This window comes from Myxococcus sp. MISCRS1 (assembly GCF_026626605.1).
GTDB classification, from domain to species: Bacteria; Myxococcota; Myxococcia; order Myxococcales; family Myxococcaceae; genus Myxococcus; species Myxococcus fulvus.
In genome coordinates, this window is record NZ_JAPNKB010000001.1 from 8,700,649 (window position 1) to 8,715,767 (window position 15,119).

The window sequence follows — 15,119 nt, forward strand, 5'->3', positions numbered from 1 at the left end:
GCCGGCGGCTCAGCGGCGCGAGCGTCGGGGCCGCCGTACGGCGCGCACCTTGCCGCTCGTGCCGCCACCGGCGTAGAGCACGTCACCGCCGTCGGACTCCAGCCCGGTGACGCTCACACCCTCGGGCAGCGTGAGCCTGACGAGCACGCGTCCATCCACGGGGTCGAGTCGCCGGAGGTCGCTCGCGCCATCCTCCAGCGTGCCGTGCCACAGCTCGTCCTGGGCCCAGGTGACGCCGGTGACGAAGCGGTTGGATTCGAGCGTGCGCAGGATGGCTCCCGTCTCGGGGTCGATGCGATGGATTCTCCGGGCGTGGTACTCGCCCACCCAGAGCGAGCCCTCGGCCCAGGTGAGCCCCGAGTCATCGCCCTTGCCGGGCGCGGGAATCGTCTTCAGCACCTGTCCCGTCTCCGGGTCCACCTTCCGGATGACGCCACCGCCGAGCTGGTAGAGGTGTCGCCCATCGAAGGCGGTCCCCGCGTCACAGGCCACCGCGAGCGTGCGCACGGGCTCGCCGCTCGTGGGGTCGAAGGCCCGGAGCCCCTCGTCTCCCGCGAACCAGACCCGCGCGCCGTCATACGTGACGCCATGGATGCGCGCCGCGCCGTCGAAGGGGCCGTATTCGCGGAGGACCTCCGCCGGCTGCGTCTCCTCGACTTCGTCCCGATGTTTGTCCATGGCCCGCTCCATCCCCTTCGGTCCGCTCTAGCCCGGCAGGGACAGGGCGGGGAGTAACAATGTCGTCGTGAACCCGCTGAGCGGAGGTGCCACCCAGCGCCTCGCCCGGCCTCGCCCCAACACGCGGACCTGCCCGGCCGCTTCCAGGGTGGTGAGCACGCGCTGCACCGTGCGCTGGCTCGCGCCGAGCGCGAGTGCGAGCGCGGAGGTCGACCAGTGCTCCCCATCCGCGAGCAAAGCCAGGACGGCGCCGCCCGCGCCCTCGACGGGGGGCGCCAGGACACGGACCTCGACCGCGCCTCGAGGCTCCAGGACGAAGCCTCGGGGCGTGGCCTGGATTCCCGCCACCTCGCGCACCTGGGCGCGCAGCCTGCCCAGCTCGACGCGCAACCGCGCGCGATGCGAGGCGTTCATCCTCCGCGCTCCGAACACCTGTTGAACGAGCTCCTCGCGCGCGGCGTCTTGAGGCCAGGCCTCGGCCAGCACCCGCAGCAGCGAGAACAGGATGGGACGCGTGGACAAGGTCACGACCCGCGGGCCCGCGCGGAGCACCCGACGGCACGCGTCGATGACCAGGTGCTCCGATTCGAGGAGGGCTTCGACCTCGTCGAGCACGACGGGGCGGGCCTCGCCTCGCGAGACGACCCGCGCGGCGGGGAGGTCCAGGGCGCCTGCTGCTTGTTCCACCTCCGCGACGAGCGCGGGGATGCGGGCGCGCCGCGCGGCGATGCGGGCACGCTCCAGGGCGGCGCGCGCGGTGCGTGGCGTTCCCCTCCGCACGGCCACCTCGAAGGCCAGGAGCCACGCGAGCGTGGACGGCATCGCGGGCGTTCCCTCTGGTACGAGCGGGGCCTGTGTCACCTTGGCCGTAGCGGGCTTCGCGGGTGTTTCCTCCCGTGCGAGCGGGGCCTGTGCCACCTTGGCCGTAGAGGGCTTCGCGGGCGTTTCCTCCCGTGCGAGTGCGAACAGTGCTCCCTCCGCCTCCTCGATGCGTCCCAGCAAGAGGGCATGTCGCGCCCGCAGAAGCCGTGTGTAGCGCGCGTTCTCCACATCGCCGTGGCGTGTGAAGACGCGGACGGCTCCATCGAGCGCGAGGTCGATGCCCTCGAGCTCCCGGGTCGCGAGCGCCACCTCCGCCCGCGCGACGTCGCAGCGCGCTCGGGCGAGCGTATCCCCGGAGCCATACGCACGCGCCGCCCGCTTCAGCAGCGCCGCCGCCTGGGCGAACTCACCCAACTGCGCCATCGCGATGCCCCTCAGGGCCAACGCCGGCGCGTCCTCGCGCAGCGCCACGCGCTGGAGAGCCCCCAGCGGATCTCCCTCGCGAAGGGCCCGGGCCGCCACGCTGACGAGCGCATCCATGCGGCGCATCCTCCGTCGCTCCCTCGTCGATGGGAAGCCCGTCGTCTTTGTTACTCCCGACCCACGGGCTCGGACCGTTACGTCTGGGTGCACCCAATCCCTGGAGGAAACCCATGTCCCAGAAACTGACGGAGTCGAGGAGTGAGTGGCTGTCCGCGCGCAAGGCGCTGCTGGCGAAGGAGAAGGCGCTGACCCGGATGCACGACGAGCTGAGCGCCGAGCGTCGCGCGCTGCCCTGGCTGCGCGTGACGGAGCCCTACACGTTCGACACCCCGGATGGGGCCAAGACGCTGTCGCAGCTCTTCGAGGGCCACAGCCAGCTCGTCGTCTATCACTTCATGTTCGCTCCGGAGTGGGAGGTCGGTTGCAAGAGCTGCTCCTTCTGGGCGGACTCCTTCAACGGCGCCGTCGAGCACCTGGCTCAACGCGATGTCCGCTTCACCGCGGTCTCCCGTGCGCCGCTGCCCAAGCTCCAGGCATTCCAGCGACGGATGGGGTGGACCTTCTCATGGATGTCGTCCCAGGCAAGCCGCTTCAACTTCGACTTCAACGTGTCCTTCCGTCCGGAGACGCTGGCGAGCGGCGAGGCCGTCTACAATTACGGACCGCTGGGGGAGTCCAACACGGAGATGCCGGGGTTCAGTGTCTTCGCGAAGGACGTGCGTGGCGACGTGTTCCACACCTACGGCACGTATGGACGAGGCATCGAGGTCGCCAACGCCGCCTATCAGTTGCTCGACATCTCGCCGAAGGGGCGCGACGAGGATGGGCTGTCCTTCTCCATGAGCTGGGTCCGCTTGCGGGACCAGTATGGACGCTGAGCAAATGTCCCAGGGCCCGACAGCGCGGCGCGTGCCGGCCGTGTCCCTGGTCCTGGGCCTGCTGGCCGCGCTTCTCCCGAAGTGCCCTCTGTGCATTGCCACCTGGCTGTCATTGCTCGGTGTCACGGCGAGCGTCGCGGGCGGAATCGGGACCATGGTGCGCCCCGCGGGCATCTGCGTGGCGGCGGTCTCATTGGGATTGCTCATCGCGCGGCGTCTGCGGCGGCGCAGATAGACGGTCCAGGGCGGAGGTCTGCCGAGGACCGCAGTCGATTCCGCGGCGCGGGGCGGCCCGGGCGCTACTCAGCGCTCGTGGTGGATTCCGCGGGGGGCGCCTCGTCCCCCAGGGCCTGCGAGGTGCAGATCCAGTACTCGAGGTCGCAGTCGTTCTGCTTCGCGTCGCGAGCGCGTTCGTCCGACTCGAGTGAGGCCAGGTAATAGCAGTAGGCGTATTCCTCCTCGCAGGTGTTCGCCAGCGAGGGAGGCGCCCACAAGGTCGATGCGGCAATCGGCGCCACCAGGAATCGCATCCACTTGAATGACATGTACGGCTCCTTTCCGGAGGCGCCGACTCTGTCAGTTTCCAACAGATAGGACTAGCGCCTGGCGCAATCGCTCATGGGTGCGCACAAGGAGGGACTCCGCGCACACCTGCGACTCATCTGAACTCCGTCATCTTCCGCAGTCCGAGTCTCTTCATGGCGGCGATGCGTGTCTGGCCTCTCTGCTGGGGCACCGCCACCGCCGTGTACGATTGGAGCGATGCGCAGCCGTCGGGAGGGACCACGCCCCGCACCGCACCCCGCGGACACTCGTCCTCTCGGGCTCTCACAAATGCGCATCAATGACAAACACATCGGACATCGGGCGCGTTGACGGGTTGCGCGAGGATGTCTAGACAGCCCATCGCCTCCTGGAACCTTGTGCCCCAGGATGGCTTGAAGGAGCTGTCATGAAGCAACCTGTCGTTTGGCTGGCCATCCTCGCCGTGCTGGGTTCTGGTTTCGTGGGCTGCGGCCCCGGGACGGAGGCCCCCGAAGTCCCTGTGGATGAGACGTCGCAACCCCCACCCTCGGAGGAGGTCTCGTCCGAGGACAGACCCGTCGAGGCGTTCGCGCGCAACTGCAAGACGACCTGCTCGGGCTTCACCGCGAGCGGCGGCACCTGCAACGTCGTCGGCTTCGGCGCCACCACGTTCCTTGGGGGCTGCAAGAAAGCGTGCCGGTTCGCGCGCCAGGACGCCGATGCGAAGGCGGCCAGCTACGGCTGTCAGCTCGCGCAGTGCAGCGATGCGTGTAACTGACGACTGAGTTCCACCCCCGGCCGGGGACCTCGGGTGTGCTGCCTTCCGTCTCCGGCCTTCTTCTTGGACACGGGCGTGCTGGGCCCTGCTCGCGTGGCACCGTACACTCCCGTGCGTGACGTTCGCTCCCAACGACCTGGCGGCCATCTCCCCTGAGACGGACACCCTTCGCCTTCGTCGCGTGGCTCCCAGAAGACCTGGCACTGCTCCTCGCGGTCGAGGGGCTACCCGCCTTGCGTCAGCTCGAACTGCGCAACCGCGTGTTCGGCGATGCGCAGTGCCGTGAGCTGGTCCACCTGTGGCACGCCCCCAACTGGAGGTGTTCGAGCTGACAGGTGCTGCTCTCTCGGACGAGGGTTCCCCTGCGTCATCGAGACCACTTCCCACGATTGCGGCGGCTCAGCTGTGGCCCCTGGGGTCTCTCCGATGCCCGGTGGACCGAGCTGCGAGGCGAGTACCCCGTCGATTCTTGAACTCCAATGGAGTGGGTGGCGGAGCGTCGAGTCGGCGAGCTGCGGGTGGCTTTACTCCGCATGACATGGCTGGAGGCGACGGCTAGCGTCCGCGCACCAGGCATCTTCCTGGCTCGTGGTCGGAGCAAGCATGTCGACGCAGTCGAATGAGAGCGCGGTGACGCAGGCGGTGGAGCGGCTGAAGTCCTTCGTGGAGACGAAGGATGGCATGTCCGTGGAGTTCGCCGCGCCGGTGGACGCCGCGGCGGTGGCGGGTCTGGAGGCGAAGTACAAGCTGAAGCTGCCCCCCAGCTACGTGCGCTTCATCACCACGCTCGGCACCTTCAAGGTGGTGTACGGCGGGCAGGAGCTCATCGGGATGGAGGAGCCGGGACTGCTGCGCGCCGCCGCGCCGGACCCGTCGGACGCCGTGGATGGCGAGGACGCCGAGGTCGCGGAGGCCATCAACCAGGCCCTGTTCTTCCAGCGCCGCGATGACGACTCGGTGGAGAACTTCTGGTGCTTCAACCCGCGCGCCCGCTCCCCGGAAGGCGAGCTGGCCGTCGTCGCCTACAGCCATGACGAGGCCTTCAGCCTCTCCGACGGCGAAGAGGACTTCCGCGACTTCTCGACCCACATCGTCAAGGTCATCGACGACTTCATCGAGACCTACGCGGAGGCGTAGTCCTCGGTACCCGGCGCGGGCGGGGCTCCCCGCCGCGCCCTGGGGGGGGGCCATGAAGGTCTGCACCGCCATGCTTCGCTACCACCTGGGCCAGGTCACCCTGACCTGCTTCGTCGACCACAACGAAGTGCCGGAAGACCTCGGTGAGCTCGACAGCGACATCGAGACCATAGGCCTCGGGAGACTTGCCCTGGCTGCTCCTGGGCTTGCGGCAGCTCCTCCATGACCCGCGGGCCGACCTCGCGTCCTACGGTGGCGGTGTGTTTCCCCTCGAGGACGGCGACATGCGGGGCATCATGATCCACGTGCTCAGCAGGCTCGATGCCCGCGGTGGATTCTCCTCCTCGCCCGATGTCCCCGTTCAGCGCGAGAGCATGGGCGGCGAACTCTGGCGGACGTACCGCGACCGCTGGGGCGCCTCGTCCTGAGGGACTGACTGCTCGGAATCCCACCGCGACGTGGTCTCGCGCTTTCGTGCCCACTTGAGGGGCACCCTCTCGCTCCCTACCTTCCGCCGCTGCGTTTGGAAGGAGCGGTCATGCGTGTCAGGAATGGTGGTGCCCTGGTGTGGTTGGCTTTGCTGGCCTCGGGCTGCGGGGGCCTCGCGATGGAATCCCATGCGGTGACGGCCCAGGCCTGTCCGCCAGGCGCCGCGTCGAGGACGCGGGTGGTCAATCCTCCGGGAGCATCCGTCAACACCCACCTGGAAGGACTCACCGACGTCCAGGGGATGCTCTACTTCGCGCTCGCCGCGCCTGGAGGTGGCACGGGATTGTGGCGCAGTGATGGCACCGAAGCCGGCACCGTGCAGGTGCGGAGCTTCCCCGCGGGCGTCTTCGCCGAGGGCACTCCGGCGGCGGTGGGCAACACGCTCTTCTTCCAGCTCGCCGACTCGGCGACGGGAATGGTCCACCTCTGGACCAGTGATGGGACGTCGACTGGAACCCGCTTCATCAAGGCCTTCACGCCGGACGTCAACGGCCCCGCGCTGCGCGCCGTGACGGCCCTCCATGGCCGACTGGTCTTCTTCCACCTGGGCGCCTCGGGAGGTCCGGCGCTGTGGAGCTCGGATGGGACGAGCGCGGGGACGGTGCTGCTCGCGAAACTCCCCGGTGTCCTCGGGCTCTACTTCGACCAGACCCTGCGCGTCGGAGATGCGCTGTTGTTCTTCCGCTCGCAGGGCGGCGCCACGACGCTGTGGCGCACGGATGGCACCCAGGCGGGGACCATGTCCCTCAAGCAGTTGGATGCGGGAACCGTGAGCATCCAGCAGGTGGGGCGGGCAGGGGACCAGGGCTTGTTCGTGCTCCGGGACGGGCCGAACGACGAGGTCTGGAAGACGAATGGCACGGCCGCGGGCACGCTGCGATTGGACACGTTCGGTCAACGCGTCCGTCTGGTGGGCGGGCTGGGCTCGAAGGTGTACGTGGCCCAGTCGGCGCGGCTCTACAGCCTCTCCCTGGGGGGCGGTGGCAGGACACTCGTCACCACCTTGCCGCGCGACAATCCCGACCAGCTCCCCGCGGTGCTGCGGACCGCGGCCTCCGGTGACTCGCTCTACTTCTCGGTCTGCCTCAACGGCCTGAGCCCCGTGCCCGACGACGTGCGGCTCTGGGTGACGAACGGCACGGCGACGGGGACTCGCGAGCTCTTCCGCTCGCTGCACCGCAATGACACGTCCTATTCCCCCGTGTTCGCCACGGGGACGGGGGCCGTCCTCTTCACCGGCTCGCCGGACGGCACGGCCAACAGGCCCTGGTTCACGCGAGGCACGACGGCGACGACGGGACAGCTCGCGAAGGTCACCGTCCCGGTGGTGCTCGGACTGGGGCCCGAGCCCTTCGTGCGCGCGGGCGGCCGCGTGTTCTTCCCCGCCACGGATGACACCGGCCTGGAGCAGCTCTGGTCCGTGCCGGCGTCGTTCTCGTGTCCTCCGGGAGTGGCGGCCGAGTCCCTGTGAGCGCTATCGGCTCAGCGGGTCATCGGGCCGGGTCCCCCGGTCCAGCTCATCGCGGTCGAAGACGCCGTCCAGGTCCCGGTCGATGCCGATGCGCACCTCCGAGCCCTTGGGCACCACCGTGAAGGTCAGCTCGTTGCCGGGCAGCGCCATCGTCTGGAGCTGCGCGGCGGTGACGGTCTCCGCCGCGCGGTCGGCCTGGAACAGACCCCCGCCCACATAGGTCGCGCCGCGCGCGATGCCGCCCTGGTTGCCCTTCGCCACCAGCCCCACCTTGCCGCTGTCGGCGAGGGCCTGGAACGAGGCCAGGGTGCCGGCTTGCGCGGGCGTGGGGCTCGCCGTGGTCAGCGTCACCTGCCTGCCCACCGCCGCGTGGGTGTCCTTGCTGTCCGGCCCGGGCGGCTCCGCGACCGTCGTCGTGGTGCCCTTGGGCAGGTCCGAGCCCGAGAACGCGAGCATGAACGCCACCATGTCCGCGACCTCCTGGTCGCTCTGGAGCGTGAACACCGGCTCGGTGATGAAGCGGGCAATCGAGTCCACGCTGCCGTCATGCGAGAAGCCGAAGCCCGCCAGGTTCGACGTCTGGGTGAACTCCATGCCCACCTTCTCGTAGAGGTTTCGCAGTTGTGAAATCTTCATCGTCACGTTGGTGAAGCCATCCACGGAGACGAGCCCCGTGTGACGCTCGCCGTTGGGGCCCGCGTTGACGGGCAGGAACTGGCTCCCGTTCCAGCGCACGTCCGCGCCCAGGCCCGTGGGCAGGGTGTGGCACGTCGAGCAGGCGAAGACGCCCGAGTCCAGCAGGCGCGGCGGCCGGTAGATGCGCAGACCGTTGACCGCGTTCCCGTTGGGCAGCGGCTGTCCCGCGGCGCCGAAGCGCCCCGTGGTGAAGTGTCCGGGCAAAGGCAGGCTCGTGGGCAGCGAGTTGTCGAGGTTCCGGAAGGGATTGGGCGGGAAGGTGAGCGTCGCGAGGAAGTCCTCGAACTGCTGCATCTCGATGACGGTGAGCTGGGTGTCGTCTCCCTGGAGGCTGGTGAAGGCGCCGTTGAACTCCTCGATGCCCGCGCGGTCTCCGCGCCAGTGCAGAGGCTCCTTGCCGATGAGGTCCTGGAGCGTCTGCGTCGTCATCGGGCCCTTCATGGCGTGCCACGGCTGGAAGTTCGACGTGAGCCCGGGGATGCCCATGCCCAGGTTCTGCCCGGTGACGGCCTTCATCTCGCCGGCGGGGTCTCCCAAATCCCACGCGAGCCGGTCGAGCCGGCCGTCGATGTGGCACGACGCGCACGACACGTGTCCCAGGCCCGAGCCCGTGTGCGTGTCGTAGAGGTGCCTGCGGCCGACCTTGATGGCGCCGGGGGAGGGGTCGAAGAACGGCACCCGCGCGACCTCGACGTTCGAGGTGGTGTCCACCAGGGAGATGCTCGCGGCGAACTTGTTGAGCACGTAGAGCCGCGTCCCGGAGAGCACCACGCCCGTGGGGCCCTCGCCGACCGTCACCTGGGTGATTCTTCCGCCCGCGTCGTCCATGACGGCGACGTTGTTGGAGCCCATGCCGGTGATGTAGACGCGGCTGCCGTCCGTGTTCCAGGCGAGCCCTCGCGGGTCTCCCAGCGCGAGCCGCCGCGTCGCCAGGGGCACCGTGCCCGTGGTGTACGTCAGGTGCGGATTGAGGTCGAAGCGGGAGACGACGGAGGGATTGGTCGGGTCGAACGCGGCGGCGAGCACGCGCAGGAAGCGGCCCTTGAGGTTGGGCTCGAAGCGGACCTCGTTCACCGCGTCCGTGCCCACCACGACGACGTGGCCGCCCGGGTGGACCGCCAGCGCCATGTTCAGGTTCATCGCCCCGCTGGCGTACGTGACGGCCAGCGTGGACGCGTTGATGATGGCCACGTCCCGGTCCGGCAGATCCCAGCCCGGGCGACGTCCGGACGCGGACGCGTTGCTTCCCGAGACGACGCTCGTCCAGTCACGGCTGTTGTCGTCCATCCACTGGCCGCTGGCGTTCTTCTTCACGATGAGCGCCACGGGAGGAGGCGCGGGCGTGCCGCTGCGCCTGGGCGGGTTGAACGCGTTGCCGGCGTTGGGGGGCGGGTTGACGCCGCCGTAGGGGCCCAGCCCGCTGCTCACCACGTTGGGTGGGAAGCCGCCGCCGCCCATCGCGTTGCCACCGCCGAGCACCGTGCTGCGATTGCCGGACTCGAAGAAGGCGACGTAGACGTGGGTGCCCGCCGCGTTGGTGGCGAGCGCGCGAGGCTCTTCTCCTTGCAGCGCGAGCCGCGTGGGCGTGGCGAGGGGATTGGCGGGGTCCAGCACCAGCACGCGGTTCACCTGCGAGCAGGAGATGAACGCGCGCTGCGGTGAGCCCGCGAAGATGACGTCCGCGGGCTCGTCATCCGTGGGGAGGGTGGCCCTGACGTTGAGCGTGGTGAGGTCCACGATGCTGACGCTGTCGGAGACGTGGTTGACGACCCACGCCTCGGTGTTGCTCCGGGCGCGCACGGACACGGGGTCCAGGCCCACCGGGATGGAGGCCGTGAGCACCGGCGCCCCGCCCGTCACGGAGAACACCATGAGCCGGTTGTCCGCCGTGTTCACCGCGAGCAGGCGCGTGCCGTCCGGCGTCAGCTCCAGCGGGTGGACGTGGGGGTGCTCCCAGTTCACGAAGGTGCTCGGTGACTGGGCCCGCGCAGCGCCCGCCACCAGCACCACGCACAGCAACAACGAGAGCCGCACCTCTCGGACACAGGGCATGGAGCCTCCCGCGCGACACCCTCGTTCGCGCGTGGGTGGAGAATTCAGCGATGACTGCTAAATCTGACTATCCGTAATTGGATGAGTCTTTAGCATGAACCGCTGACGCGCGCTGTGGGGAGGGGGCGCCACCTGGGGGGCAGGTGGCGACGTGGCTCAGGTGGGCTGCGGTGCCCCCGAGGTGTTCGTCACCTTCGCGGGGGCCTGCTGGGTGCTCTCCTGTTGGATGTGTTCCAGCACGTCCTCCATCGTCGCCATCATCGAGTGCGGACTGGTGTCCGACCACGTCCCGTCCGTCTCCATCATCTTGGCGACGCCGTTGCGCGCGCCCGCCACCAGCACCCGGCCCCTGCGGACGGCCAGCGCATCGGACAGCTCGCGCAGGGTGCGAAGCCCCGCCGCGTCCATGAACTTCACCTCGGAGAGGTCCAGCACCAGGAAGTCCGGCCAGGGCGGAGCCTGCAGCGCCGCGCTCACGTTGGCGCAGGAGCGCACATCCAGGTCGCCGCGCACGCGCAGCAACTGCACCGGAGGCCGCGCGTAGGTGTCCTGCCCCTCGGCGCCGAGCGGGCGGAAGAGCGGGCGGCCATCGGGGCGCAGCAGCAGGCTGCGCACATGGGCCCTGGGCCGCGAGAAGAAGCCCCACGCCAGCGACAGCAGCACGCCCGCGACCAGGCCCGGCAGGAAGCCCACCGTGGCGATGAGCAGCGCGGTCGCGACGGACACCGCCCCCTTGCCCGCGTTCTGCCGCATCAGCGCGCGCAGCCCGCGCAAGTCCAACAGCCGCGTGGCGACGACGAGCAGGATGGCGGCGAGCGCGGCCATCGGAATCAGCGCGACCAACGAGCCGGCCAGGATGCAGGCGCCCAGCAGCATCACCGCGTGCAGCACGGAGGCGGCGCGAGTGCGGCCCCCCGCCTGGACGGACACGGACGAGCGGACGATGGCGCCCATCACCGGCATGCCGCCGAACATCGCCGACGTCGCGTTGGCGAAGCCCTGCGCCACCAGCTCCTGGTCTCCGTCGGTCCGGTGGTTCTCCAGCCCGGGCAGCTGGTCCAGCGCCCGCGCGGACAGGAGCGAGCCCAACGACGCCAGCACCGTCAGCGCCAGGATGTCCGGCAGGAGCGCCTGGAAGTCCAGCCCCGCGAAGGAGGGCATCACCGGCATGGGCAGGCCCGTGGGCAGCGCGCCGACGCGCGCCAGGCCCTCGGAGAGCACACCCAGGCTGGACGCCGCGGTGGCGACCACCAGCCCCACCAGCACCGCGGGAATGGAGCGGTGCAGTTTGGGCATGAGGAGCATGCAGGCCACCACCAGCACGCCCACCACCACGGAGGCGCCGTGCACGGACCAGGTGGACCACGTGGAGGGGAGCACCAGCGCGCGCGCGGAGGACGTGCCCTCCGTCACCGCGCCGAGCAGCCGGGGAAGCTGACCGTCGAGCAGCAACAACCCGATGCCGGCGGTGAAGCCACGGGTGACCTCGGAGGGCATGAACTGCGCGAGCCTGCCCGCGCGGGACAGGCCGAGCACCACCTGGAGCGCGCCGCACGCGAGCGTGGCCACGATGACGCCCGCCACGCCGTGCTTCATGGAGATGAGCAGCACGGTGGGCACGAGCGCGGCCTCGGGGCCCGTCACCTGGAGCCGGCCTCCGCCGAGCATCGCCGCGACGACACCGGCGACGGCGCCGCTGATGAGGCCGACCTCGGGAGGTAGCCCCGAGGCCACCGCCAGCGCCAGATTCAAAGGAAGCGCGACACACGCCACTGTCAGAGCGGCGCTCGCGTCACCCGGGAGCGTCCGGCGTGACACCATCTGCTTCCAGTCCGTCCACAACCGCTTCGGACCTGCGGTCCATCCACGGGGCGTCTTGAGCGTAGGAGTCTCGACCATGATGCCCGGGCCATCTACATGGACCGTGCCGACGGCCTCTCCCCTCTGAATGCTGATTCAACTGTCGGCCGAGGCCGACGCTTCGTCGTCACCTGTCGGCCGACACCTGTCTGTCGGAACCGACAGGAAGATTCACGAGGGAACACCCGCTCGAAATTGCTGCGCGACGCTCGTCAGCTCGGTAGTGAGACTTCCGGAACAAGCGCGCCCTCACATGCGTATGAATCGGCCTCATGCGACTCGCTCACCGACTGCTCATCTCCCACGCACTCATGACCGCCGCGCTGCTGGGCGCGGCTGCCTTCTCGGGGGTGGCCATCGTCCGGATGACGTCCCTGCTCACGGAGGTCCGTGAGGAGCAGCTCGGCGGAGTCATCAAGGAGGAGGCCGTCCATCAGGCCGCCTGGGCCGTGGAGGTGGCCGCCCGTCAGGGCCTGTTCGCTTGTGAGCACAGTCCCCAGGAGGTGCCCGCTGCCGCGGCGACGCTCGGGCAACGGCTCACCCACCTGGACGCCCTCCTGAAGCGTCACGGCGCCGCCACACAGCCGTTGCTCCTGCGCGCGGCCGAGGGCTTCAAGAACTACGCAAGCCACATCCTCCAGGGCGACACGTGCGAGCGGCTGCAGAACGCGGCGCTGCGCAACCAGCGCCTGCACCTGGCGGAGCAGCTCACCGACGCGTGGATCAACACCACGCTCGCGCTGCACTCGGCCATCCGTCAGCGCGAGATGCGGGCGCACGACATCGGCTCGTCCGCCATCGCGGTGGGGCTCATCCTGGGGGCCATGGCGGTGGTGGCGGCGTGGGCGGTGGCGCGGTGGGTGGCTCAAGGGGTGACGCGCCCGCTGGGGCAGTTGTCCGCGCTGGCGCACCGGGTGGGGGACGGCAACTTCGCGCCGCTGCCCGCGGTCTCCGGGCCCAGTGAGATTCGCGCGCTGTGGGCGGACCTGGACCGCATGCGGGGCCGGCTGTCGGAGCTCGACCAGCTCAAGGACGCCTTCGTCGCCTCCGCCTCTCATGACCTGCGCACGCCGCTGGCGCGGCTGCGCACGGCCATCGGTCTGTTGGCGGACGGCACCGCGGGCCCCTTGACGGCGCAGCAGCAGCGCGTGGTGGCGCTGGCGCAGGTGGCGTGCGAGCGCGAGATCCGGCTGGTCACCGCGCTGTTGGATTTGACCCGGGTCCAGGCGGGCAAGGCCGTGCGCCGGGACGAGGGGTGTCGGTTGGATGACGTCATCGCGCGCGCCGTCGAGGAGGTCAACGAGCTGGCGGAGGAACGCGGTACGAAGCTGGTGCTCCAGGCCGAGGGCACGACGCCTCCGGCCTCGCTGGATGCCGCGCTGGTGGAGCGCTCGTTGGTGAGCCTGATGACGAATGGTGTGCGCGTCTCCGCGCCCGGTCAGACTGTCTACGTCACCCGCACGCTCATGCCCCGGGGGCCGGATGGCCAGCCCGGGACGTGGGCGCGGATCGAGGTGCGGGATGAAGGCCCCGGCGTGCCCGACGACGTGCGTCCGCGGGTCTTCGAGCCCTTCTTCACCCGCGCGGTGGGCGCCGCCGCCGCGGATGGGTTGGGGTTGGGGTTGCCCCTGGCGCAGCGGATGATGCGGGCGCTGGGCGGTGATGTGCTGGTGCTGGAGAACGCGAACCCCGGCGCGCGGTTCGTGCTGGTGTTCCCGCTGGGGTTGGGAGCACCCGCCCCGGTGGCGACGGAAGCGATGTCCAAGAGGATGGAAGGATGAAGCACCCCCGCGGTGGACATGTGTTGGTGGTGGACGACGACGCGGAGCTGTGTGAGCTCATCTCGTTGAGACTGGAAGCGCGTGGGATGAAGGTCACCACCGCGCTCACGGCGGCCCGCGGGCTGGAGCTGCTCGAGCAGGAGGAGGTGGACGCCGTCGTGCTCGACCTCCGGCTGGAGGGGGCGGATGGGCTGGAGGTGATGGGACAGATGCGGGCCCGCTCGCCGGACCTGCCCGTCGTCATCCTCACCGCGCACGGCACCATCGAGACGGCCGTGGAGGCGATGCAGCGGGGCGCGTATGGCTTCCTCACCAAGCCCTTCCAGGACCACGAGCTGGTCCAGAAGCTGTTGCACGCGACGGAGCGCAGTGACTTGCGGCGGGAGCTGGCCGACCTGCGCCGCATCGTCGCGGGCACCACGCCCGAGCGACTGCTGGGCACCAGCTCCGCCATCGCCGAGGTGAGGGACCGCATCGCGCGGGTGGCCCCGTCCGAGGCGACGGTGCTCATCCTGGGCGAGTCCGGCACGGGCAAGGAGCTGGCGGCGCGGCAGGTCCATGCGCTGTCGCGGCGCGCGAGCGGGCCGTTCGTCGCGGTCAACTGCGGGGCGCTGCCGCCGGAGCTTCTGGAGAGCGAGCTGTTCGGCCACGTGAAGGGTGCCTTCACCGGGGCCACGCAGACGCGCGAGGGGTTGTTCGGCGCGGCGCGCGGCGGGACGTTGTTCCTCGACGAGATTGGCGAGGCGGCGCTCCGGGTCCAGGTGAAGCTGCTGCGCGTGCTCCAGGAGCGGCGCTTCGCGCGGGTGGGCAGCACGGTGGAGGAGGAGGCCGACGTTCGCATCGTGGCGGCGACCAACCGCGACCTGCGCGAGGAGGTCGAGGCGAAGCGCTTCCGCGAGGACCTCTACTACCGGCTCGCGGTGCTCCCCATCGTGATGCCTCCGCTGCGTGAGCGGCTGGAGGACATCCCGATTCTCGCCACGCGGCACCTGGAGCAGGCCGCCGCGCGCAATGGGCTGCGGCTGCCCCGGCTGGCGCCGGAGGTGATGGACCTCTTGCGCTCGCACTCGTGGCCGGGCAACGTCCGCGAGCTGGTGAACGCCATGGAGGCGCTGGTGCTGCTGGCGCCCGAGGACGACATCCGCTTCGAGCACGTGGCGCGCATGTTCGACCCGCCGACGTCCTCCCGCGCGCCAGCGGACGCCGCTCGCGAGGAGGAGCAGGACTGGCTGAGCGCGGAAGGGGAGCTGCCCACGCTGCGCGAGGCGAGAGACCGCTTCGAGCGGCGCTACCTGTCCGAGGTGCTCCGCCGCTCGAAGGGCAACGTGGCCGCGGCCGCGCGCACCGCGAGCCGCAACCGGACGGACTTCTACGAGCTGTTGCGAAGGCACGGCCTGTCGCCCGCGGAGTTCAAGTAGCGCCGGGGACGGAGGGACGACGGGCTTGATTGGTTTTTGCAATCGAGTTAC

Annotated in this window: 13 protein-coding genes; 8 read left to right on the top strand and 5 right to left on the bottom strand. The window is 70.0% G+C overall.

Annotated features, from left to right (window positions below):
- Window positions 1–9: 9 nt before the first annotated feature.
- Both OWM54_RS34935 and OWM54_RS34940 read right to left on the bottom strand, forming a co-directional pair.
- Window positions 10–678 carry a glutamine cyclotransferase gene (locus OWM54_RS34935; RefSeq protein ID WP_223745677.1) on the bottom strand — a complete coding sequence of 223 codons (669 nt, stop codon included), beginning with the start codon at window positions 676–678 and terminating at the stop codon, window positions 10–12.
- 27 nt (window positions 679–705) lie between these two features.
- Entirely contained in the window at window positions 706–2,049 is a 1,344-nt protein-coding gene (locus OWM54_RS34940) for a helix-turn-helix domain-containing protein (RefSeq protein WP_267700240.1), read from the bottom strand.
- Between the two features lie 104 nt (window positions 2,050–2,153).
- Between OWM54_RS34940 and OWM54_RS34945 the strand changes: the two genes are divergently transcribed.
- Window positions 2,154–2,861 (top strand): DUF899 domain-containing protein, encoded by a 708-nt coding sequence (locus OWM54_RS34945; RefSeq protein WP_267700241.1) that lies wholly within the window; start codon window positions 2,154–2,156, stop codon window positions 2,859–2,861.
- A gap of 299 nt (window positions 2,862–3,160) precedes the next feature.
- Here OWM54_RS34945 and OWM54_RS34950 read toward each other — a convergent pair whose 3' ends face one another.
- Complete coding sequence (locus OWM54_RS34950; protein WP_223745680.1) at window positions 3,161–3,406, bottom strand: hypothetical protein; 246 nt, start codon at window positions 3,404–3,406, stop codon at window positions 3,161–3,163.
- Between the two features lie 407 nt (window positions 3,407–3,813).
- On the opposite strand from OWM54_RS34950, the gene OWM54_RS34955 reads away from it, so the two are divergent.
- The 5 genes from OWM54_RS34955 to OWM54_RS34975 all read left to right on the top strand — a co-directional run bounded on the left by OWM54_RS34955 (window position 3,814) and on the right by OWM54_RS34975 (window position 7,261).
- A complete protein-coding gene (locus tag OWM54_RS34955; protein WP_223784085.1) occupies window positions 3,814–4,164 on the top strand; it encodes a hypothetical protein in 351 nt (116 codons plus the stop codon).
- A gap of 603 nt (window positions 4,165–4,767) precedes the next feature.
- Complete coding sequence (locus OWM54_RS34960; protein ID WP_267700242.1) at window positions 4,768–5,301, top strand: SMI1/KNR4 family protein; 534 nt, start codon at window positions 4,768–4,770, stop codon at window positions 5,299–5,301.
- 52 nt (window positions 5,302–5,353) lie between these two features.
- Window positions 5,354–5,527: a hypothetical protein gene (locus OWM54_RS34965; RefSeq protein ID WP_267700243.1), complete on the top strand. Its 174-nt coding sequence runs from the start codon at window positions 5,354–5,356 to the stop codon at window positions 5,525–5,527.
- Between the two features lie 58 nt (window positions 5,528–5,585).
- A complete protein-coding gene (locus OWM54_RS34970; RefSeq protein ID WP_267700245.1) occupies window positions 5,586–5,729 on the top strand; it encodes a hypothetical protein in 144 nt (47 codons plus the stop codon).
- A gap of 110 nt (window positions 5,730–5,839) precedes the next feature.
- The gene (locus tag OWM54_RS34975; protein ID WP_267700246.1) at window positions 5,840–7,261 is read left to right on the top strand and encodes a hypothetical protein; all 1,422 of its coding nucleotides are present in this window, start codon (window positions 5,840–5,842) and stop codon (window positions 7,259–7,261) included.
- A gap of 3 nt (window positions 7,262–7,264) precedes the next feature.
- On the opposite strand, the gene OWM54_RS34980 is transcribed toward OWM54_RS34975, so the two are convergent.
- On the bottom strand, window positions 7,265–10,009 hold the full coding sequence (locus OWM54_RS34980; protein ID WP_267700247.1) for a YncE family protein: 2,745 nt from the start codon (window positions 10,007–10,009) through the stop codon (window positions 7,265–7,267).
- Window positions 10,010–10,165: 156 nt separating this feature from the next.
- The gene (locus tag OWM54_RS34985) at window positions 10,166–11,908 is read right to left on the bottom strand and encodes a SulP family inorganic anion transporter (RefSeq protein ID WP_267700248.1); all 1,743 of its coding nucleotides are present in this window, start codon (window positions 11,906–11,908) and stop codon (window positions 10,166–10,168) included.
- A gap of 233 nt (window positions 11,909–12,141) precedes the next feature.
- Here OWM54_RS34985 and OWM54_RS34990 point away from each other — a divergent pair, with 233 nt between their 5' ends.
- Window positions 12,142–13,650 carry a HAMP domain-containing sensor histidine kinase gene (locus OWM54_RS34990; RefSeq protein ID WP_223745687.1) on the top strand — a complete coding sequence of 503 codons (1,509 nt, stop codon included), beginning with the start codon at window positions 12,142–12,144 and terminating at the stop codon, window positions 13,648–13,650.
- Window positions 13,647–15,068: a sigma-54-dependent transcriptional regulator gene (locus OWM54_RS34995; RefSeq protein ID WP_141329971.1), complete on the top strand. Its 1,422-nt coding sequence runs from the start codon at window positions 13,647–13,649 to the stop codon at window positions 15,066–15,068. Before OWM54_RS34990 ends, OWM54_RS34995 begins: the two co-directional genes overlap by 4 nt.
- The last annotated feature ends 51 nt before the right edge of the window (window positions 15,069–15,119 follow it).

Coding starts and splice junctions, on each gene's coding strand:
- OWM54_RS34975 (WP_267700246.1), top strand. CDS start 5,840: ATGCGTGTCAGGAATGGTGGTGCCCTGGTGTGGTTGGCTTTGCTGGCC.
- OWM54_RS34945 (WP_267700241.1), top strand. CDS start 2,154: ATGTCCCAGAAACTGACGGAGTCGAGGAGTGAGTGGCTGTCCGCGCGC.
- OWM54_RS34940 (WP_267700240.1), bottom strand. CDS start 2,049: ATGCGCCGCATGGATGCGCTCGTCAGCGTGGCGGCCCGGGCCCTTCGC.
- OWM54_RS34995 (WP_141329971.1), top strand. CDS start 13,647: ATGAAGCACCCCCGCGGTGGACATGTGTTGGTGGTGGACGACGACGCG.
- OWM54_RS34935 (WP_223745677.1), bottom strand. CDS start 678: ATGGACAAACATCGGGACGAAGTCGAGGAGACGCAGCCGGCGGAGGTC.
- OWM54_RS34960 (WP_267700242.1), top strand. CDS start 4,768: ATGTCGACGCAGTCGAATGAGAGCGCGGTGACGCAGGCGGTGGAGCGG.
- OWM54_RS34990 (WP_223745687.1), top strand. CDS start 12,142: ATGCGACTCGCTCACCGACTGCTCATCTCCCACGCACTCATGACCGCC.
- OWM54_RS34950 (WP_223745680.1), bottom strand. CDS start 3,406: ATGTCATTCAAGTGGATGCGATTCCTGGTGGCGCCGATTGCCGCATCG.
- OWM54_RS34970 (WP_267700245.1), top strand. CDS start 5,586: ATGCGGGGCATCATGATCCACGTGCTCAGCAGGCTCGATGCCCGCGGT.
- OWM54_RS34985 (WP_267700248.1), bottom strand. CDS start 11,908: ATGGTCGAGACTCCTACGCTCAAGACGCCCCGTGGATGGACCGCAGGT.
- OWM54_RS34955 (WP_223784085.1), top strand. CDS start 3,814: ATGAAGCAACCTGTCGTTTGGCTGGCCATCCTCGCCGTGCTGGGTTCT.
- OWM54_RS34965 (WP_267700243.1), top strand. CDS start 5,354: ATGAAGGTCTGCACCGCCATGCTTCGCTACCACCTGGGCCAGGTCACC.
- OWM54_RS34980 (WP_267700247.1), bottom strand. CDS start 10,009: ATGCCCTGTGTCCGAGAGGTGCGGCTCTCGTTGTTGCTGTGCGTGGTG.